The 20,884-nt window shown below is 31.4% G+C and carries 21 protein-coding genes; 19 read left to right on the top strand and 2 right to left on the bottom strand.

Annotated features, from left to right (window positions below; genetic code table 11):
* The first annotated feature begins 107 nt into the window (after positions 1-107).
* The 6 genes from AC3VJB_RS06580 (at position 108) to AC3VJB_RS06555 (ending at position 5,953) form a co-directional block, all read left to right on the top strand.
* Positions 108-1,550: a glyceraldehyde-3-phosphate dehydrogenase gene (locus tag AC3VJB_RS06580; RefSeq protein WP_497666929.1), complete on the top strand. Its 1,443-nt coding sequence runs from the start codon at positions 108-110 to the stop codon at positions 1,548-1,550.
* A 94-nt stretch (positions 1,551-1,644) separates the two neighbouring features.
* Positions 1,645-2,007, top strand: a complete 363-nt coding sequence (locus tag AC3VJB_RS06575) for a hypothetical protein (RefSeq protein ID WP_047789188.1) — start codon at positions 1,645-1,647, stop codon at positions 2,005-2,007.
* A 130-nt stretch (positions 2,008-2,137) separates the two neighbouring features.
* Positions 2,138-2,698: a DinB family protein gene (locus AC3VJB_RS06570; RefSeq protein WP_497666928.1), complete on the top strand. Its 561-nt coding sequence runs from the start codon at positions 2,138-2,140 to the stop codon at positions 2,696-2,698.
* A gap of 4 nt (positions 2,699-2,702) precedes the next feature.
* Positions 2,703-4,700 (top strand): NAD-dependent DNA ligase LigA, encoded by a 1,998-nt coding sequence (ligA, locus tag AC3VJB_RS06565; RefSeq protein ID WP_497666927.1) that lies wholly within the window; start codon positions 2,703-2,705, stop codon positions 4,698-4,700.
* A gap of 75 nt (positions 4,701-4,775) precedes the next feature.
* Positions 4,776-5,432: a lysoplasmalogenase gene (locus tag AC3VJB_RS06560; RefSeq protein ID WP_497666926.1), complete on the top strand. Its 657-nt coding sequence runs from the start codon at positions 4,776-4,778 to the stop codon at positions 5,430-5,432.
* 62 nt (positions 5,433-5,494) lie between these two features.
* Complete coding sequence (locus AC3VJB_RS06555) at positions 5,495-5,953, top strand: GyrI-like domain-containing protein (protein WP_173360844.1); 459 nt, start codon at positions 5,495-5,497, stop codon at positions 5,951-5,953.
* A gap of 40 nt (positions 5,954-5,993) precedes the next feature.
* On the opposite strand, the gene AC3VJB_RS06550 is transcribed toward AC3VJB_RS06555, so the two are convergent.
* Positions 5,994-6,383: a DoxX family membrane protein gene (locus AC3VJB_RS06550; protein ID WP_047789184.1), complete on the bottom strand. Its 390-nt coding sequence runs from the start codon at positions 6,381-6,383 to the stop codon at positions 5,994-5,996.
* 76 nt (positions 6,384-6,459) lie between these two features.
* On the opposite strand from AC3VJB_RS06550, the gene AC3VJB_RS06545 reads away from it, so the two are divergent.
* The 13 genes from AC3VJB_RS06545 to AC3VJB_RS06485 all read left to right on the top strand — a co-directional run bounded on the left by AC3VJB_RS06545 (position 6,460) and on the right by AC3VJB_RS06485 (position 17,892).
* A complete protein-coding gene (locus AC3VJB_RS06545) occupies positions 6,460-7,533 on the top strand; it encodes an esterase-like activity of phytase family protein (RefSeq protein WP_497666925.1) in 1,074 nt (357 codons plus the stop codon).
* 29 nt (positions 7,534-7,562) lie between these two features.
* Complete coding sequence (locus AC3VJB_RS06540) at positions 7,563-8,075, top strand: DUF6913 domain-containing protein (protein ID WP_125067947.1); 513 nt, start codon at positions 7,563-7,565, stop codon at positions 8,073-8,075.
* Positions 8,075-8,950: a 4-hydroxy-tetrahydrodipicolinate synthase gene (gene dapA / locus AC3VJB_RS06535; RefSeq protein WP_047789182.1), complete on the top strand. Its 876-nt coding sequence runs from the start codon at positions 8,075-8,077 to the stop codon at positions 8,948-8,950. The genes AC3VJB_RS06540 and dapA overlap by 1 nt, the downstream gene beginning before the upstream one ends.
* Before the next feature lie 100 nt (positions 8,951-9,050).
* Entirely contained in the window at positions 9,051-9,566 is a 516-nt protein-coding gene (locus AC3VJB_RS06530; protein ID WP_497652377.1) for a ferritin, read from the top strand.
* 131 nt (positions 9,567-9,697) lie between these two features.
* Entirely contained in the window at positions 9,698-10,510 is an 813-nt protein-coding gene (locus tag AC3VJB_RS06525) for an outer membrane protein assembly factor BamD (protein ID WP_231128391.1), read from the top strand.
* 3 nt (positions 10,511-10,513) lie between these two features.
* Entirely contained in the window at positions 10,514-10,834 is a 321-nt protein-coding gene (locus tag AC3VJB_RS06520; RefSeq protein WP_047789179.1) for a DNA-directed RNA polymerase subunit omega, read from the top strand.
* A gap of 1 nt (position 10,835) precedes the next feature.
* On the top strand, positions 10,836-12,047 hold the full coding sequence (coaBC, locus tag AC3VJB_RS06515) for a bifunctional phosphopantothenoylcysteine decarboxylase/phosphopantothenate--cysteine ligase CoaBC (protein WP_497666924.1): 1,212 nt from the start codon (positions 10,836-10,838) through the stop codon (positions 12,045-12,047).
* Complete coding sequence (gene porD, locus AC3VJB_RS06510) at positions 12,040-12,930, top strand: type IX secretion system protein PorD (protein ID WP_497666923.1); 891 nt, start codon at positions 12,040-12,042, stop codon at positions 12,928-12,930. The genes coaBC and porD overlap by 8 nt, the downstream gene beginning before the upstream one ends.
* Positions 12,931-13,057: 127 nt before the next feature.
* The gene (recN, locus tag AC3VJB_RS06505; protein WP_497666922.1) at positions 13,058-14,710 is read left to right on the top strand and encodes a DNA repair protein RecN; all 1,653 of its coding nucleotides are present in this window, start codon (positions 13,058-13,060) and stop codon (positions 14,708-14,710) included.
* Positions 14,711-14,716: 6 nt separating this feature from the next.
* Entirely contained in the window at positions 14,717-15,232 is a 516-nt protein-coding gene (locus AC3VJB_RS06500; RefSeq protein WP_047789175.1) for a tetratricopeptide repeat protein, read from the top strand.
* A 19-nt stretch (positions 15,233-15,251) separates the two neighbouring features.
* Positions 15,252-16,064, top strand: a complete 813-nt coding sequence (locus AC3VJB_RS06495) for an enoyl-ACP reductase FabI (protein ID WP_047789174.1) — start codon at positions 15,252-15,254, stop codon at positions 16,062-16,064.
* A gap of 95 nt (positions 16,065-16,159) precedes the next feature.
* A complete protein-coding gene (locus AC3VJB_RS06490; RefSeq protein ID WP_047789173.1) occupies positions 16,160-16,939 on the top strand; it encodes a DUF3050 domain-containing protein in 780 nt (259 codons plus the stop codon).
* A gap of 5 nt (positions 16,940-16,944) precedes the next feature.
* Positions 16,945-17,892, top strand: coding sequence for a glycosyltransferase family 2 protein (locus tag AC3VJB_RS06485; protein ID WP_047789369.1), 948 nt, complete (start codon positions 16,945-16,947; stop codon positions 17,890-17,892).
* Between the two features lie 49 nt (positions 17,893-17,941).
* Here the strand turns inward: AC3VJB_RS06485 and AC3VJB_RS06480 are convergent, their stop codons facing one another.
* The gene (locus AC3VJB_RS06480) at positions 17,942-20,770 is read right to left on the bottom strand and encodes a M16 family metallopeptidase (RefSeq protein ID WP_437825011.1); all 2,829 of its coding nucleotides are present in this window, start codon (positions 20,768-20,770) and stop codon (positions 17,942-17,944) included.
* Positions 20,771-20,884 lie beyond the last annotated feature (114 nt).

Genomic DNA, 20,884 nt, shown 5'->3' with positions numbered 1-20,884 from the left:
GTTAAAACGATTTTTAACAGGGCTTTTTTCTTTTGTAAAACCAACAAGAAATAAAGAAGAAATACCTATTTTTGCAAAAATTTTTTAATTTTAGTTAACACACAACTATGTCAACAATAACAAATTACGAAAAAGAAGTAGTAAATCAAGCACAAGTTCGAAGAGCTACGGTTGAGTTTATAAACATCGTTAACGATTTATGGTACGATAAATCTATCGAGTTAGTATTATTTAGAAATCCATTGGTAGATAAAAGAGCTAGTGAGGTTTTAAATTTAATCGATTATGCTAAAGAATTTGTAGCGAAGCCAATAACAATAGAAGATGCTTTAGAAATAGCTAAATCAATTCAATCAATTGATTTACCACCATCAAAATTAGATATTGGTAAATTAGCATACGAATATCATTTACAAGATGAAGCATCGGTAGATAAAATAGCTTTTGTAAAAGAGCAATTAAAAGATGCTACAGAGGCAGAAAATATTCAACCAAAAGACGTAGTATTATACGGTTTTGGACGTATTGGTCGTTTATTAGCTCGTGAGTTGAGCAGTAAAATGGGTAAAGGTTCTCAATTACGATTAAGAGCTGTAGTAACTCGTGGTAAAATAGATCAAACAGTATTAGAAAAAAGAGCTTCTTTGTTAAGTGTAGATTCTGTACATGGAGATTTCTTAGGAACAGTTCAGGTAGATGCTGATAACAATGCTTTAATCATTAACGGTACAACTGTTTACATGATTTCTGCTGCACAACCAGAAGATATTGATTATATGCAATATGGAATTAACGATGCGTTAATTATTGATAACACAGGAGCTTTTAGAGATGAAGAAGCATTAAGTCGTCACTTAAAAGCAAAAGGAGCTAGTAAAGTGTTATTAACAGCTCCAGGTGCAGGTGTACCTAACATTGTTCACGGTGTAAACCATGAAGAAAATAACCCTGATAATATCGATATTTTCTCAGCAGCTTCATGTACTACCAATGCTATTACACCAGTATTAAAAGTGTTAGAAGATAACTTCGGAATAAAAAAAGGACACTTAGAAACAATTCATGCATATACAAACGATCAAAACTTGGTTGATAACATGCATAAGAAATACCGTAGAGGTAGAGCTGCTGCGTTAAACATGGTAATTACAGAAACAGGGGCAGGAAAAGCAGTAGCAAAAGCATTACCAGCATTAGCGGGTAAGTTAACCTCAAGTGCTATTCGTGTACCAGTGCCTAACGGATCGTTAGCAATCTTAAACTTACAATTAAATACTCCAGCAACAGTAGAGTCAGTAAACGCTATCATGAAGCAGTACGCCTTAGAAGGAGATTTGGTAGAGCAAATTCAATACTCATTAAGTAATGAATTAGTGTCTTCTGATATTGTAGGAACAACAGCACCATCTATTTTCGACAGTAAGGCAACAATAGCTGACGGAGATACTATCGTAATTTATGTATGGTACGATAATGAATATGGTTATTCACATCAAGTAATGCGTTTAGCAAAGCATATAGCTAAAGTACGTCGTTATACCTATTATTAATATACTTTTAAAAGTATATAAAAAGCTGAAGTATTGATTTACTTCAGCTTTTTTATTATATTTGAATAAAGAATAACCCCTAAATATCCCCTTAATGAAAAAAGTAGTAATATTACTATTTCTAGTGCTTGGTGTTAGCTCACTAAGCCATTCACAAGAACTGAGAACATTAGTGTCTGGTAAGTGGTTCGTAGATTCAATGAAAATTGGAAATGAAAAATTCGAGTTTTTGAATGGTAGTAATTGGTTAGAATTAAACTCTGATGGAAGGTATCATGTAATGATGAGTAATAAAGAAGAGAATGGTACATGGAAATTGATAACCGATAAAAATGAGTTAGAGTTTGATGATAAAAGCTTTGATAAAAATTTAAAAATTGAAAAAATTAGTGAAACAATGTTATTAGTTTCAGCAAAAAATGAAGAAACCATCTATACTATGTGGTTAAAAAAATAAACTATACACATAGTTTATTTTTTAACGACCGAGGTAAGGGATTACCTCGGTTTTTTGTTTTTTACTCGTATACTACTTTAGTGTATACCACTCGTATCTTTTTATTAAATTAGCATCAAAATAAAAAAAAATGAAAGTAGTACTTACACCAATGTTGTTATTATTTGCAGCAATAACAACCGCACAATCCAAATTACCATATTACGAAATTCCAAAAGAAGAAAAAGAGTTTACTGCGGGTTCTGTGATTAGTAGAATGATAGATGGATTAGGATTTCGTTATTATTGGGCGACAGAAGGTTTAACTGAGAAAGATTTAGAGTATAAACCAAGCACTGAAGCAAAAACGACAGGAGAAACAATAGATCATGTGTTAAGTTTATCGCAGGTAATTTTAAATGCTGCTTTAAGTAAACCTAATGAAAAAAAACAGGTTAAAATGACCTTTGGTGAAAAAAGAAAAATAACCTTAGAAAACTTAAAACGAGCTAGTGATATTTTAAGAAGTAGTGATGATGTGTCACAATTCAAAATAATCTTTGGAGAAAAAGAATTTTCATTATGGAATGCAATTAATGGTCCAATAGCAGATGCTATTTGGCATGCAGGTCAGTTAGCTTCATTCAGAAGAGCATCAGGAAACCCAATCAATTCAAAAATAAATCATTTTACAGGTACCGTTAGAAAATAATTTAATGACAGTTCAGGAGAAGATACAACAATTAAGAGAAGAGTTACACAAACATAATCATAGTTATTATGTGTTGGATGCACCAACCATATCAGATTATGAATTTGATATTAAGTTAAAAGAGCTTCAGCAGTTAGAAGACGAAAATCCAGAATATTTTGATTCAAATTCCCCAACGCAACGAGTAGGAGGAGAAGTAACTAAAAACTTTGAAACGGTTACTCACAAACATAGAATGTATTCGTTAGACAATTCGTATTCTAAAGAAGATTTGTTAGATTGGGAAAAACGTGTCCAGAAAATTTTAGGAACCGATGAAGTTGAATATACCTGTGAATTAAAATACGATGGAGCTTCAATAAATCTTACTTATGAGAATGGTGAGTTTGTACAAGCAGTTACTCGTGGAGACGGTTTTCAAGGAGATAATGTAACCACTAATATTCGTACCATAAAATCCATTCCATTATTGCCAAATAGTGATTTTGTGAGAGATTTTGAAATGCGAGGAGAAATCATTTTACCGTTAGACGGATTTAATAAAATGAATGAAGAACGTATTGCGAATGATGAAGAACCTTATAGAAATCCGCGTAATACCGCTAGTGGAAGCTTGAAGTTACAAGATAGTGCAGAAGTAGCAAAAAGACCGCTAGATTGTTTGTTGTATCAATTAGTGACAAGAGAACGTAAATATGCTTCGCATTTTGAAAGCTTAGAAGCTGCAAGAAAAGTTGGATTTAAAATTCCAGACACTATTGTTTTAGCTAAGTCGATTGAGGAGGTGTTAGATTTTGTAAACGAGTGGGATGTTAAACGTCACACGTTACCTTATGAAACGGATGGAGTAGTGGTAAAAGTAAATTCGTTTCAGCAACAAGACGAACTAGGTTATACTTCAAAAGCACCTCGTTGGGCAATTGCTTATAAATTTAAAGCAGAGCAAGTTTCAACAGTATTAAATGAAATTACCTATCAAGTAGGTAGAACAGGAGCAATAACACCTGTAGCAAACTTAGAGCCTGTACAATTAGCTGGAACGATTGTAAAAAGAGCTTCATTACATAACGCAGACCAAATAGTGAAGCTAGATGTAAGAGTAGGAGACACTGTTTTTGTAGAAAAAGGAGGAGAAATTATCCCGAAAATTATTGCTGTTGATTTAACAAAGCGACCAGAAGACTCTGTTACTACACAATATGCAACCCATTGCCCCGAATGTAATACTGAATTAGTCAGAACTGAAGGAGATGCAAAACATTATTGTCCGAACGAATTTGGATGTGCACCGCAAATTACAGGTAGAATCAAGCATTTTATCAGTAGAAAAGCCATGGATATTGATGGCTTAGGAGGAGAAACGGTTGATTTATTACGCAAAGAAGGACTGATAAAGAACTACGCAGATTTATATGATTTAACGGTAGAACAAATTATTCCGTTAGAGCGAATGGCTGAAAAATCAGCACAAAATATGATTGAAGGAATTGAAAAATCAAAAGAAATTCCGTTTGAAAAAGTATTGTTTGCATTAGGAATCCGTTTTGTAGGTGAAACTGTGGCTAAAAAGCTAGCAAAACATTTTAAGTCAATCGATAATTTAATGAATGCCGATTTGGAAACCTTAATTGCTGTTGATGAAATTGGTGATAGAATAGCACAAAGTATTATTGATTTTTCGAACAATTTAGGGAACATAGACTTAATAAACCGATTAAAATCACACGGAGTTCAACTAGAAGTTTCAGCAGAAAGTTTAGAAGGACAAACAGATAAGTTAGCTGGGAAAGTATTTGTCGTTTCAGGAGTTTTTCATCAAATGAGTAGAACTGAACTTAAAAAAGCAATTGAAGATAACGGTGGTAAGGTGTCGAGTTCCATTTCTAAAAAAACTACCTATATTGTAGCAGGTGATAATATGGGACCGAGTAAGCTTACCAAAGCTGAAAGTTTAGGGATTCCCATCATTTCAGAACAAGATTTTATTGATATGATTGCTTAGTTTTTAGACAGTAGACAGTAGACAGTAGACAGTGAAAATTAAAAAACTAATTTATCTAACACCTAACACTAAAAAATGACCAAACAAACTAAAATAACCCTAGCTTCCATCGTTTTTTTATTGGTTGCTATTACCGATGTGTATGCAGTAATTACACAAAATAAAACAATAGAAATGATTTTTAAACCGTTATTAATGACATCACTAGCGGTAGTGTATTTGGTATCGGTAAGTAAGCATCGTTTCTGGTTGTTATCGGCTTTGTTTTTTTCGTTTTGGGGTGATGTTTTCTTGCTTGATAAAACAAACTTTTTTGTATTTGGTTTGGCCTCGTTTTTAGTAGCACATGTTGTTTATATTAAAATAACGACAAGCTTTTTGTATAAGGATTCAGTAGTTAAAATACTAACATCAGCAGTTCCCTTTGTATTGTTATTTGTTGGGTTATTAAGCTTAATTTATAATAATTTAGGAGACATGTTGCTACCTGTATTAGTGTACGGAATAGCTATTTCAACTTTTGGAACAGCAGCATTACTAAATTATCGTCAGCAAAAAAACACAGCGAATTCATGGTTGTTGTTAGGAGCTGTTTTGTTTATTGCTTCTGATAGCCTTATAGCATTGAATAACTTTTATACACCTAAAAGGTTGTTTGATATTGCTATAATTGTCCTGTATGTCGTTTCTCAATACTTAATTGTTAAAGCAATTATAGCTAAAGAAAATTAAAAACTACTGACATAGGGTTGACATAGCGGCACTTTATTTTTGTTGAAAATAAAAAACAAAAAATGAGTACAGGACAAAAAGAATCGTTTTACGTGATAGGAATTTCAGTAAGAACTACTAATGAGAATCAACAAGCAGCAAAAGATATACCTGCTTTATGGCAACGATTTATGTCGGAGAATATAGTTGAACAAATCCCAAATAAACTTTCAAATGAAGTATATGTTGTGTATACGGATTATGAATCAGATTATACTAAGCCATACACAACAATCATCGGTTGTAAGGTAAGTGAAATAGGTAATATCCCAGAAGGGTTTGTGTGTAAAAAAATAGCAGCACCAAATTATAAAACATATGCAGCAAAGGGAAGCTTAACAGAGAATATTGTCTATAACAAATGGTTAGAAATTTGGAATGAAGATATAAAAAGAGCTTATACTTCCGATTATGAGTTGTATGGAGCAAAAGCATCAGACCCAACAAATGCAGAAGTAGAAATATTTATAGGAGTAAATTAATCAAAAAGGGCAGTTTTAGAACTGCTCTTTTTAATTTAAATTAATGTTTATTTCTAACAAAAGGTATATTATTTCTATTAAAAATTAATAGAATAACTCCAGAGATAAAAGTTACGATAGCACTAATAAACAAAATGCCACCATCGCCATCGTGTTCAATACCTAAAATAGTTAAGTGGCTCATAATTGCTCCACCCATTAAACCAATGGTTAATAAGGCTCCTAACCAAGTTTTTTTAGGAATAAATAAAAGTACGGAAGCAATTAATTCAAAAACACCTGTACCTATTCGCATATAAGTCTCATTATCTCCAGCTATTTTAACAAACAAATCAATGCTTTCTTGAGCTCCAGTAAATTTAAAAAATAATGTTTGAAGCATTATAATAGCAGCTATCAGTTTTAAAATTAAAAGAATATATTTTTTCATACATAATAAAAATCTATTTACTTAGACGTTATAATTCTTGATGCTTACATAAACTAAAAACAATACTTTTGTAAGTATGAAAAAAATAGTATTAGTCCTATCCGTTTTTGGTTTACTTGCTTGTAAAAAGCAAAAAACAACACTTAAGTTTTTAGACGAGTATTTGATAAAAGATTCTTTAGTTATCAATAACACTGTTATCGGTGGAATTTCTGGAATTGATTATTACAATAACAACTACTATATGGTAGTGGATGATGCTACAAATCCAAGAATTTTAGTAGGAGATATTATTGTTAAAAATGATTCAATACAATCGGTAAATTTTGAAGATGTTATTATAGTTGATACTATAAGTAAGTTTACTAAAAACCATGTATTGGATTTAGAATCTGTATTCGTAGATAACGGAACCATAAATTTAGTAAGTGAAGGGTCTATTCAATATAAAAAAGACCCAAGTATATTTGAAATAGACACAAAAGGAAACTTTAAACAAGGGGTAGAAATACCTAATTATTTCAAAGCAACATCCAAAGCGAAACCAAAGCATAACGGTGTTTTTGAAAGTTCTTCAAAAAGTTTTGACGGAAAAGGTTTCTGGGTAGCAATGGAAGCTCCTTTAGAAGCAGATGGAGAAGAGCCTACATTTCACGAAACACAATCTCCTATCAGAATTACCTATTTTGATAACGAATCAAAAAAAGCGACCAAACAATTCGCATATCAATTAGAGAAAATTGATAAACCAGCTAAAGGGAAAATAAACTTAAACGGAACTACAGCTATTTTAGAATACCGAAAGAATCAGTTTTTTATAATTGAAAGAGCATATCAAAGTGGTTATGGTAGCCATGGAAATGTAGTTAGAATTTTTAAAGCAACTATAGATAAAAATTCAACAAATACATTAGAAAATCAATCTTTAAAAAACGAAAAATATACACCATTAAAAAAAGAGCTGTTATTTGATTTTAGTACTGTTAAAAATCAATTAACCGATGGGATAATAGATAACATTGAAGCGATTACTTTTGGTCCAATATTGCAAAACGGAAATAAATCGTTAATCTTGGCTGCTGATGATAATTTTCAGTTGTATGGAAGGCAATTAAATCAATTTTTATTATTAGAAATTGATGAGAAATAATATAAATTAGCTACTCGTAATTTTTACAGATGATAAGTACCCTAAAGAAGAAATCTATTCAGAAAGTATACGACAAACTAGTTGTAAAAAAAGAGAATATCCCTCATAAAGAAACCAAAGTTAAAAGTGTAGCAATATTGCTAGATAATGAAGCTTTAGTAAATGTAGTAATAGCCAACTTAACAAACATTTTTCCTTTTCAAAAAACAGACATAAGAGTACTAGTTTGTAAAGAGTACTCAAAAAAGGAGGAACCCTCTCCAGAGTTTTTTACCGAAAAAGATTTTGGTTTCAAAGCGAGTTTAAAATCCGACAATTTAAAAGATTTCGTTAAAAACAAATACGACCTACTTATAAACTATACAAAAACGTCAAACTTATTAACGAATATGGTAACTTTGTTGTCACAAGCAGATTTTAAAGCAGGTTTTGCAGAAATTGACGATAGATTGTACGATATAGTAGTATCTGATGCTAGTTTTAACGAAGCTGTTTTAAACCAAGAATTAAAAAAATACCTAACGATTTTAAATAAAATATAATGCAAAAGTTTGTAGGAACTGGAGTAGCTTTAGTAACTCCTTTCAATGAAGATTTAAGTGTAGACTTTGAAGCACTTAAAAAGTTAGTAAATTACAATATTGAAAACGGTACAAACTATTTAGTAATAAATGGAACTACTGGAGAAAGTGCAACAATTACTAAAGAAGAAAAATTAGAAATAATAAAAGTAATTGCTGAAGAAAATAAAGGGCGTTTACCTTTAGTTTTAGGAGTTGGAGGAAACAACACACAAACTGTTGTTGAAGAACTACAATCTTTAGACTTATCGGAAATAGACGGAATTTTATCAGTAGCCCCGTATTATAGCAAACCAACTCAAGAAGGGTTCTATCAACATTACAAAGCAATTTCTTTAGCGAGCCCTAAGCCAATTATTATGTATAATGTTCCTGGTAGAACAGCAAAAAATATGGAGCCAGCAACAACTTTACGATTAGCAAGAGATTTTGAAAACATTGTTGCAGTTAAAGAAGCAGGAAACAATCAACAACAATACTATGAGTTGTTAAAAGATAAGCCTGAAGACTTTTTAGTAATTTCAGGTGATGATGATTTGGCTGTTGGAGTAACTTTAGCAGGTGGAGCAGGAGTTATTTCTGTAATAGGGCAAGCATTACCAAAAGAGTTTTCAAAAATGATTCAGTTAGGGTTAGAAGGAAAAGCAAAAGAAGCTTACGAACTTCATTATAAATTAATGGATATAGTAAGCCTAATTTTTGAAGAAAACAATCCAGCAGGAATTAAAGCGGTGTTACAAAAATTAGGAATTTGTTTAGATGAAGTACGTTTACCACTAGTAACAGCTTCAGAAGAACTACAAACAAAAATATCAGACTTTATAGATAATCTATAAACTGTCTAAACAAAAATAAAGAATGCAAAAGGCTACAATTTCGTTATTGTAGTCTTTTTTTAGCATCTTTGTATAAAGAGTAATTTTTAAAGTAGAAAATATGTTATCAAAAGTAATAGAACAAGCATTAAATGATCAAATAAGAGTAGAAGCAGAGTCTTCTCAAATATATTTAGCTATGGCATGTTGGGCAGAAGTTCAAGGTTTTGAAGGTGTATCACAATTTATGTACGCACATTCAGATGAAGAGCGTATGCACATGTTAAAGTTAGTAAAATTCGTAAACGAACGAGGTGGACATGCTCATGTTTCTGATTTAAAAGAACCACCAGCAAAATTTGGGTCTTTTAAAGATATGTTTCAAACATTGTTTGATCATGAGGTAATGGTATCTAAATCGATAAATGATTTAGTACATATCACATTACAAGAAAAAGACTATGCAACACATAACTTTTTACAGTGGTATGTATCTGAGCAAATTGAGGAAGAAGCATTGGCACGTAACATTTTAGATAAAATTAATTTAATTGGAGACGATAAAGGAGGATTGTATTTATTTGATAATGATGTAAAGCAAATAGTAGCTCAATCTGCATCAGGAGCACAGGAATAAGATTAACAAACATTTAGGAGTTCTTTGGAAAAATTATAACAGATTTTGTAGTTTCTTGTAAATCTCATTTATGAGATAAAAAATCGTTTTAATAATCCATAATTAATCACTAATTTTGCCAGATGCAAAAAATGAAAAATCTAGCGTATATTGCTGTAATGCTTTTAGTACTTTCTTCATGTGGAGAGTATCAAAAAGTATTGAATAAAGGAACTGTAGAAGAACAATACAAAATGGCTGTAAAAATGTACGAAGCTCAAAAGTACAGTAAAGCTTTACGTTTGTTTGAAAAGATAACACCTTCATACAGAGGTAAACCTCAAATGGAGCGTATTCAATTTATGGTTTCTCAATCTAACTTTAATGAGAAAAACTACGGGTTAGCAGGATATTACTTTAATAGATTTACAGGAAATTATCCGAAAAGTTCAAAAAGAGAAGAGGCCGCTTTTTTATCAGCGTTAAGCTATTACAAAGCAGCGCCAAGTTTTAGTTTAGATCCAACTGATACAAACAAAGCTTTAGAGGCTTTTCAGAAGTTTATAGATAATTATCCAGACTCAGATAAATTAGAGGAGGCTAACAAGTATCATGCTGAATTAAGAGCAAAACTAGAAAAGAAATCTTTTGAGATAGCAAAAACATATTATAGAACTGCTGAATATGACTCTAGAAATTACAAAGCGGCAATTGTAGCTTTTGATAATTTATTAGAAGATTATTTAGGAACAAAGTATAAAGAAGAAGCTTTATATTATCGTTTAAAAGCAGCACACGATTTAGCTATAAGAAGTAGACAAAGGAGAAAAGCAGAAAGGATAAAAAATGCTATCAAGGCATACGAAAAATTAAAAAGAAATTTTCCTGAATCAAAATTCATGGAAGAATCAAACGAAATGTTAGCAACATTAAACAAAGAACAAGAACAATTAGCTAAAAGTTAAAAAATGGATTATAAAGAAACGAAAGCGCCGTTAAGTACCGTAACTTATAATAAAGAAGCTATCGAGGCTCCAACACATAATATTTATGAAGCTATTTCTATTATAGCAAAGAGAGCTACACAAATTAATTCTGATTTAAAGAAGGAATTAGTTGACAAGTTAGATGAGTTTGCTACCTATAACGATAGTTTAGAAGAAGTTTTTGAAAATAAAGAACAAATCGAAGTTTCTAAATTCTATGAGCGTTTACCTAAACCACATGCTATTGCAGTAGAAGAGTGGTTAAATGAGAAGGTATATTATAGAACTCCAGAGACAAAATAATATGTCTGTACTAAGCGGTAAAAAAGTTTTACTTGGTGTTACCGCCGGTATAGCGGCATATAAAACAGCGAACTTAGTTCGCTTATTTATAAAATCAGGCGCAGAAGTCAAAGTAGTTATGACTCCTGCGTCTAAAGATTTTATAACACCTCTTACACTTTCCACCTTATCAAAAAATACAGTTCATTCTACCTTTTATGATAAAGAAGATGAAAATGAATTGTGGAATAATCATGTAGATTTAGGTTTGTGGGCAGATTTAATGTTAATAGCCCCAGCTACAGCAAATACCTTGTCTAAAATGACAAATGGTACTTGCGATAATTTATTATTGGCAACCTATTTATCAGCAAAATGTCCAGTATATTTTGCACCTGCGATGGACTTAGATATGTACCAACATCCATCAACAAAAACTAGTTTAGAAAGTTTACAAAGTTTTGGAAATATATTAATTCCTGCTACTTCGGGTGAATTAGCAAGCGGATTGGTTGGAGAAGGTCGTATGGCTGAACCAGAAGACATTGTTGACTTTATAGAGAAAGATATTGTATCTAAACTACCGCTTCGAGGAAAAAAAATGCTAATTACTGCAGGTCCAACCTATGAAGCAATAGATCCTGTTCGTTTTATTGGAAATCATTCTTCAGGTAAAATGGGGTTTGAAATTGCAAAAACAGCGGCTAATTTAGGAGCTGAGGTGTTTTTAGTAGCAGGTCCTTCTCATCAACAAGTACATCATTCTTTTATTCATAGAATAGATGTGAAATCAGCTCAAGATATGTATGAAGCATGTCATAAGTACTTTGCTGAGGTTGATATAGCTGTGTTATCGGCGGCAGTTTCAGACTATCGACCAAAAAATGTAGCTACTCAAAAAATAAAAAAGAAAGAAGCAGCGTTAAGTATTGAGTTAGAACCAACTAAAGATATCTTAAAATCTCTAGGAGAAATTAAGAAAAAACAGTTGTTAGTTGGTTTTGCATTAGAAACGAACGATGAGATACAAAACGCAAAAAGTAAGCTTACACGCAAAAATTTAGATTTTATTGTATTAAATTCGTTACGTGATAAAGGTGCTGGTTTTGCAACCGACACCAATAAAATTACAATTATTGATGCTGATTTTAATGAAAAATCATTTGATTTAAAATCAAAAAAAGCAGTATCAAAAGATATCGTTAACGAAATAATACAAAAATTAAATGCGTAAGTTTTTCTTTATTTTTTTTCTTCTTTCTGTTACTTTTTCTTCTTATTCACAAGAGTTGAATGCTACTGTAATTATCAATTCAGATAAAGTACAAAGTAGTAACAAGCAAGTTTATCAAACGTTACAAAAAGCATTAACAGAGTTTATTAATGATAAACAATGGACAAATAAAAATTTTAAGCAACAAGAACGAATTAACTGCGCATTCAATATTATCATAAACGAGCAAAACGGGAATAATTTTTCAGGAAGTTTACAAGTGCAGTCAACACGACCTGTATATAACTCAACTTACGCTACACCTGTTTTAAATATTAATGATACAAATTTTAACTTTCGTTATAATGAGTTCGATCCGTTAATTTACAATCCAACTATTTACGAATCTAATTTAATCTCTACAATTGCTTTTTATGTGTATACAATATTAGGAGTTGATACAGATACCTTTGCTTTGAAGGGAGGAGAGACTTATTTAAAACAAGCGGAAAACATTATGTTGCTGGCGCAATCTAATGGAGAGTCTGGTTGGCAAAATCAAGTAGGAAAACAAAATCGTTTTGCTTTAATAGATAATTTATTGTCTTCTAAATTTAGTGCCTTACGAAGTATCTACTACAATTATCACCGTAACGGTTTCGATAATTTTGCTGATAATAAAAATTCAGCTAAAGAAGCAATTGAAAAAAGTGTTTTAGATTTAGACAAACTACACAATATTACTATTGGTAATTATATGATTCGCGTTTTCTTAGATGCTAAAGGAGATGAAATAGTAAATGTTTTTTCTGATGGTAGTGCATCGAGAAATCAATCACAAATGATAACAGTTTTAAATAAGATTGCACCTACTTATAAAGATAAGTGGAAGAAATTACAGTAGTATTAGACTTGTTATAGGCTTAAATGTAACGTTTATAAGCTGTTGAAAAATCAATAGACTTCCTTTGTTTTAGTTTGACTTAATTCATTCAAAATTCTTACTTTTATTTTTTACAAAAGAATAGAATTTGCTTACACATTTATCTATACATAATTATGCGTTAATCAATCAGTTAACGATTGATTTTACGAACGGTTTATCTATCATAACAGGTGAAACTGGAGCAGGGAAATCCATTTTATTAGGAGCTTTAGGGCTTGTAATGGGTAATCGTGCCGACTTAGCTGCTTTAAAAGACACAGAAAAAAAATGTGTTATTGAGGCTCAATTTTCTGTTGAAGGATATGCTTTACAAGAATTATTTGAAGAGTTAGATCTCGACTATGAACAAGAAACCATAATTCGAAGAGAAATTTTGCCTTCGGGCAAGTCGAGAGCTTTTGTTAATGATACACCAGTTACTTTATCGATATTAAATGCTTTAAAAACAAAGCTAATTGATATTCATTCGCAACATCAAACCATGCAGTTGTCAGATGTATCTTTTCAATTCTCTGTTATTGATGCCTTAGCAAAAAATCAAGCTAAAATAGCATCGTATAAAAGAGGCTTGCGTACGTATAACAAATTACGAAAAGAGCTGAAAGTACTTCAAGAAGAAACTGAGAAATCGAAAGAGCAGTACGAGTACAATTTACATTTGTTTAATGAGTTTGAAGAGGCTAATTTAAAAGAAGGAGAACAAGAAGTTTTAGAAGAAAAGTTAGATAAATTAAACAATATTGAAGAAATAAAGTTGAACTTATCTGAAGCTTTAGGTGTTTCGATTAATGAAGAAATAGGAATTCAAACATTGCTAAACTCTTTAGAGAGTAAACTGCAAAAAATTAGTTCTTTTTCTAAGCAATATGAAGAGTTAGCGAATCGAGTAACAAGCGTGAAAATTGAGTTAGATGATGTAGTTACTGAGTTAGAAAGTGCGAATGAAGAAGTTGAATTTAATCCGAATGAAATTGAAGAACTAAATGATAGGTTACAACTTATTTACAACCTTCAAAAGAAACATTCAGTATCAACTATAAGTGAATTACAAGAAATTCATACATCATTATCTGAAAAAGTAGCACAGGTTGAAGATGCAGGAGGAATAGTGGCTCAAAAAGAGGCAGAAATTAAAGAGGTAGCTAAGAAGTTAGATGACGTAGCAAAAATGATTACGACATCTAGAAATAAAGTAATTCCGAAGTTGAAAAAAGAGTTAGAATATCTTTTGTCGGAATTAGGAATGCCAAATGCTCGTTTTGCAATTGAATTACTAGCTTCTGAAGAATATTTATCTAACGGAAAAGACAATTTACAATTTTTATTCTCAGCAAACAAAGGAGGTAATTTTGGAGAATTGAAAAAGGTAGCATCAGGTGGAGAATTATCTCGCATCATGTTATCGATTAAAAAAATACTATCAGAAAACATACAACTACCAACCATTATTTTTGATGAGATTGATACCGGAGTTTCAGGGGAAGTATCTAATAAAATTGCAAAAATAATGCAAGATATGAGTGCTCATATGCAGGTAATAACTATAACACATTTACCTCAAATAGCTTCAAAAGGAGTGCAGCACTATAAAGTGTTTAAAGGAGAGGAAAAAGGAGTAACAACTTCTAATTTAAAGTTATTGTCAGAAGACGAGCGTATTAGAGAAATAGCAGAAATGTTAAGTGGAAAAGATGTTTCTGAAAGTGCTCTAATTCATGCAAAAGAATTATTAAATTAAGAAACTATGAGTGAAGAAAAAGCTGAAAATATTTTTTATGAAGCCGATGAGTTAATAAACCAAGGAAAAATGGTTGAAGCAAAAGAACTGTTTTTAGAGTTATTGAGTGAGTTTCCTGATTATGGAAGAGCACACAATCATTTAGGATGGTTATATAATATGAAATTTAACAATTATCCTAAAGCAAAAAAACACCTTGAACTAGCTTTAAAATATGCTCCAGATTACCATGCTGCCTATAGTAACTATTCATATTTGTTAATAGATATGAACCTTTATGATGAAATGATTACTTTTGGCAACGAAGTAATTAATTATTCTGTTGTAGATAAATCAACCATATACACTAATATGGCTAAAGCTTATGAGTTTAAAGGAGATAACATGAGAGCTTATGAGTATTATAAAAAAGCAACAACAGCTACCTTAAATAATAAGACATTAGATAGTTTGTATGCTTCGTTAAACAGAGTAAAAGGAAAAATGAGCTTTTTCCAAAAATTAAAATTAATAAACAACTAGAAAGATAAAACACTTTAATATGTATAATTTACTAAAAGGAAAAAAAGGAATTATTTTTGGAGCATTAGATGAAAATTCTATAGCGTGGAAAGTTGCTGAACGTGCTCACGAAGAAGGAGCAGAGTTTGTATTAACCAACGCACCAATTGCAATGCGTATGGGTGGTATTAAAGATTTAGCTGCGAAGACAGGATCAGAAATTATTCCAGCTGACGCGACTTCTATGGAAGATTTAAACAACTTGGTTGAAAAATCTATGGAAATTTTAGGAGGAAAAATCGATTTCGTTTTACACTCTATCGGTATGTCAGTTAATGTACGTAAAGGTCGTCATTATACAGATTCTAAATACGATTTTACAACGAAAGGATGGGATGTTTCAGCAGTATCTTTTCATAAAGTAATGAACGTTTTATATAATAAACAAGCCATGAACGAGTGGGGTAGTATTGTTGCATTAACGTATATGGCAGCACAACGTGTATTCCCAGATTATAACGATATGGCTGATAATAAAGCGTATTTAGAAAGTATTGCTCGTAGTTTTGGATATTTCTTTGGAAGAGATCATAAAGTACGTGTAAACACAATTTCTCAATCGCCAACGCCAACAACAGCAGGTCAAGGAGTAAAAGGATTTGACGGATTTATTTCGTATGCTGAAAAAATGTCTCCGTTAGGAAATGCTACAGCTTTAGAATGTGCTGATTATACAATCTCATTATTCTCAGATTTAACTAAGAAAGTAACGTTACAAAACTTATTCCACGATGGAGGTTTCTCTAATATGGGAGTAAGTGATGCGGTAATGGAAAGGTTTACTGAAGAGTAAATTAACTTGTGCCTTAAGCGTAGTCGGAAAGGTTCCGAAAGAATATATAATTAAATGCAAATCGTTAGATTTGCATTTTTTATTGATAGTTACAAATGAGCAATATTTTACACATAGAAAAGGAGTTAAAATCCTTAAGACAACAGCTTAAAGAACATGAGTTATATAATTCGTTAAATGATATAAATGATGTAAAATTATTTATGGAATCACATGTGTTCGCTGTGTGGGATTTTATGTCGTTATTAAAAGCATTACAACGAGAACTTACTTGTGTGAATTTACCTTGGTTACCTGCTGTAAATACTAAAACAGCTCGTTTTATTAATGAAATTGTGTTAGGTGAAGAAACTGATATTAATGAGTTAGGAGAGCCTAAAAGTCACTTTGAAATGTATATTGATGCGATGCGTCAAGCAGGAGGAAGTACTTCTCAAATTTCAAGTTTTATTTCAGATATTCTTGACAGTAAATCTGTTGAGCAAGCTCTGGAAAACTGTTCAATTATTGAAGAAGTGAAAGATTTTGTAAATTTTTCTTTTGAAGTTATTAAAACAAGACAACCACATATTATTGCATCTAGTTTTACCTATGGAAGAGAAGATGTGATTCCTGATATGTTTTTAGAAATTGTAAAAAATACGGAAGAGAAAGAAGGAAGTTCATACAGTAAACTTACGTATTATTTGAATAGACACATTGAGTTAGACGGTGATGAACATGGACCATTATCATTACAAATGATTGAAGAATTATGCGGTAATGATCAACAAAAATGGGATGATGTTTTGTTTTATGCTAAAGAATCTTTACAGAAAAGAATACAGCTTTGGGATGGTATAACTAAACAAATTAACAAAGCAGTTTTAGCATAGTGACTATAAGTTTTTCAATAATAATACCTGTTTATAATCGACCTCAAGAAATAGATGAGTTGTTAGGAAGCTTGACTAAACAAGAGTTGAAAGACGACTTTGAGGTACTTGTTATTGAAGATGGTTCAGAAAACTCATCAGAAGAAGTTGTAAATAAATACACTTCTCAGCTTAATCTAAAGTATTTTTCCAAGGGGAATAGTGGAGCAGGAGCAAGTCGTAATTATGGAATAAAAAGAGCATCGGGAAGTTATTTTATTATTTTGGATTCTGATGTTATTGTTCCACCACAATATCTTTCCGAAGTAAAAAAAGCATTAGAAGAAAGTTATACAGATGCTTTTGGAGGTCCAGATGCTGCGCATCCTAATTTTACTGCTTTACAAAAAGCAATTAATTATTCAATGACTTCGGTATTAACTACAGGAGGAATTCGTGGAAAAAAGAAATCGGTTGGTAAATTTCAACCCAGAAGCTTCAATCTAGGCTTGTCAAAAGTTGCTTTTGAAAAAACAAATGGTTTTTCAAAAATGAAAGCAGGAGAAGATATCGATTTAACTTTCCGCCTTTGGGAAAATGGCTTTGAAACACAATTAATAGAAAAGGCTTTTGTATATCATAAGCGTAGAAGTACTATTAAACAGTTTTTTAAACAAACATTTGCTTTTGGTACTGCAAGACCTATATTGAATAAAAAATATCCAGAAACGGCAAAATTAACGTATTGGTTTCCGAGTTTATTCATCATAGGGATTGATATTGCCATTATAGCAGCTTTTTTTGGTTACTGGCAATTATTAACTTTTTATGGATTTTATTTTACCTGTACCTTTTTAGATTCTCTATTTCAAAATAAAAATCTACAAGTAGCTTTGTTAAGTATTGTAACAACCATCACTCAGTTTTATGGTTATGGATTAGGTTTTCTCGAGTTCAGATTTCTGAAAAAATAAAAAGCTCCCAATTTCTTGAGAGCTTTTGCTAGTTATAATTTATTTAAAATTATTTTTCAGGGTTTAAAACACCTAAGATATATCCGTTAGTTAAATATTTCTTAGCAACCTTTTGAATATCTTTTATAGTTAAAGAGTTTACTCTATCTTCAAAAGAAGCTATATCTGAAACATCATTGTTTTGATAATCTACATTTTTAATAGTGTTTAACCAAAAACGATTCTTTTTAAGGTCTTCTTTGTAGTCAGCAATCATTCCTTTTTGAGCTTTCATTAAGTCTTCTTTAGTAGGTCCATTTTTAACAACAGAAGCAACTTCAGCAACAGAAATGTTTTTTAGTTTTTCAACATTTTCAGGAGCACAAGGGTATGAAATGGTAAAGTTATACCATCCGTAAGGCATTTTAGATATATTACCACGAGTTCTTGAAGAGTATACGCCACCTTCTTGTTCACGTAATTTTTCAGTTAATTTAATTCCAACAACTTCACCTAATATTTTAAAAGCTAAAGCATCTTTTTTGTTGTATTTAGCTTTTCCTTGATAGGTAATACGAACATTACTTTTAGGGTCTTTACCTTTAGTAACTGTTTTAGAATGAGAACCAGATAAAGGTCTGAAATCTGGAACCTTATATGTTTCATTAGAATTTTTCCCTGGTAAACCCGCAATGTATTTAGTTGCGTACTCAGCAAGTTTTTTTTCGTCAACATTACCAACAAAATAGAAGTTGAAATCACCAGCATCGGCAAAACGCTCTTGATACTTTTTATATGCTAAGTTGTAATCAGCTTTTTCATATTTTTCTGGAGAAGGGAAGCCTGTATAACGAGGATCTTTTCCGTAAACAAATTCACTCATTTCTTTTTGGAAAAAGAAATTAGGACTAGCTAAAAGGTTTCCTAAGAAACTTTTTTGCTTATTTACATAAGAGTTAAATGCTTTTTCATCTTTATTTAAAGAGGTAAAGTATAAATGCACCATTTGGAATAATTCTTCTAAGTCTTTAGGAGTTGCAGAACCTCTAAAACCTTCACTTAATCCAGAAATATAAGGAGAAACACGAACAATTTTACCTGACATCATTTTAGATAAATCTGTTTTAGAAAAACCATTAATTCCAGCTTCAGAAAGTCCTCTGTTAGCAAAAGAAGTAGCTTTTAATTCTTCATCAGAGTATAAAGAAGTTCCTCCAAAGCTAAAAGCTTCAAATAATACTTCATCGTTTTTAAAATCGGTTTTTTTGTAGGTAATTTTTGCTCCGTTACTTAAGGTCATAGTTTTTGTACCTAAATTTTTATTTTCAGTAACGTTTACTATAGATCCAGGTGTTGGTTGTTTTGTTATTAATGAAGCAGCAACAGCTTTGTCTTCATAAGGTTTTAACTTTTTTGTTTTAACATTATTTAAAGCATCAATAACTTGTTGTTCAGTAACAACTTTTTTAGGACCCGTAATAACAACTACACGATTATCATCATGTAAATAACTTTCAATAAGTTTGTTTACTTCTTCTAGTTTTACTGAAGGTAATAGTGTTTGATGAGCTTTGTACTCCCATTTAATACCAGGAATTGGCTCTTGTTCTAAGTAGTTGTTTACATATTCACCAACTATTCTTCTAGATTCTCTTTTATCTTTGTCTTTAAATGCTTTTTCCATTCGAGCAGATATGTTCATTTTTGCTCGATCTAATTCACCTTGTTGAAAACCGTATCTTTTAACACGTTCACTTTCATCCAATAAAGCTTGTAAACCTTTTAATTGTCCATCTGCACTTACACCTGCTCTTGATTGGTAAGCTTCTTTACCACGAGCCCAAGTTCCTCCGTGATAACTAAATCCGTAGACAAAAGGTGGGTTTTCGCTATTACGTAACTCATCTAAACGATTGTTAATCATCTGAGCAAATAAAGACTTTACAATTGAATTTCTGTAATCAGTAACGGTAACATCTGGTGTAGCTTCACCATAATCTTTATACATTAATTGCACACTAGAAAAAGGCGCTTCCTTATCTGCTTCAATAGCAATAAACGTTTCTTTGTGATTTTTTAATGGAGCAACTTCTCTTTTACGAGGGTTTTTAACAGTAGGAATCTTATTAAAGTGTGATTTTATTTTTTCTTCTAACACATCAACACTAACGTCACCCACAGCTACTACAGCCATTAAATCTGGACGATACCAGTCTTTATGAAAACGACGAATACTTTCGTGTTTAAAGTTTTCTAAATTTTCTTTAGTACCAATAGGTAATCTTTCAGCATATTTAGAACCATGCATTACTTTTGGTAAGTATTTTTCTAACATGCGGCTATCAGCTCCTCTACGAGAACGATATTCTTCTAAAACAACACCACGCTCTTCATCAATGTCTTTTCCTTCTAACAAAGCACCATGTGCCCAGTCTTCAAGAATTTGAAACCCTTTTTCAAGTTTTTCTTTATTATCACTAGGAATAGGTAAGATGTATACAGTTTCATCAAAACCAGTATAAGCATTCAAGTGGGCACCAAATTTAACTCCGATAGATTGTAGATAATCTACTAGTTCGTTCTTTTTAAAATTTTTGGTACCATTAAAGTTCATGTGTTCCATGAAGTGAGCTAAACCTAATTGATCATCATCTTCTAAAATTGAACCTGCATTTACAACTAATCTTAATTCTACTTTGTTAGCTGGTTTTGGGTTTTGTTTGATGTAGTAGGTCATCCCATTTGATAGTTTCCCTATCTTAACCGAAGGATCGGTTGGGATTTTCATAGCACTTACTTTTCCTTTTTTTGGTAGCTTTTGTTGTGTTTCTTTTAAAGCTTGGCTATACCCTGTAGATATAAAGAAGGCCAGAGATAGTCCTAATAATGTTTTTTTCATAGTATATGAATTTTAATTTGTAGGCAATTTACGGTGAATTATTAATAAACTAAAGAATTAGTTTTAAAAACTATTGATTATATTGCTATATTGATAATGAATACTAAAAATCTT

The organism is Tenacibaculum sp. TB-53 (assembly GCF_059716285.2).
This window is presented reverse-complemented; position numbering and strand designations above follow the sequence as displayed.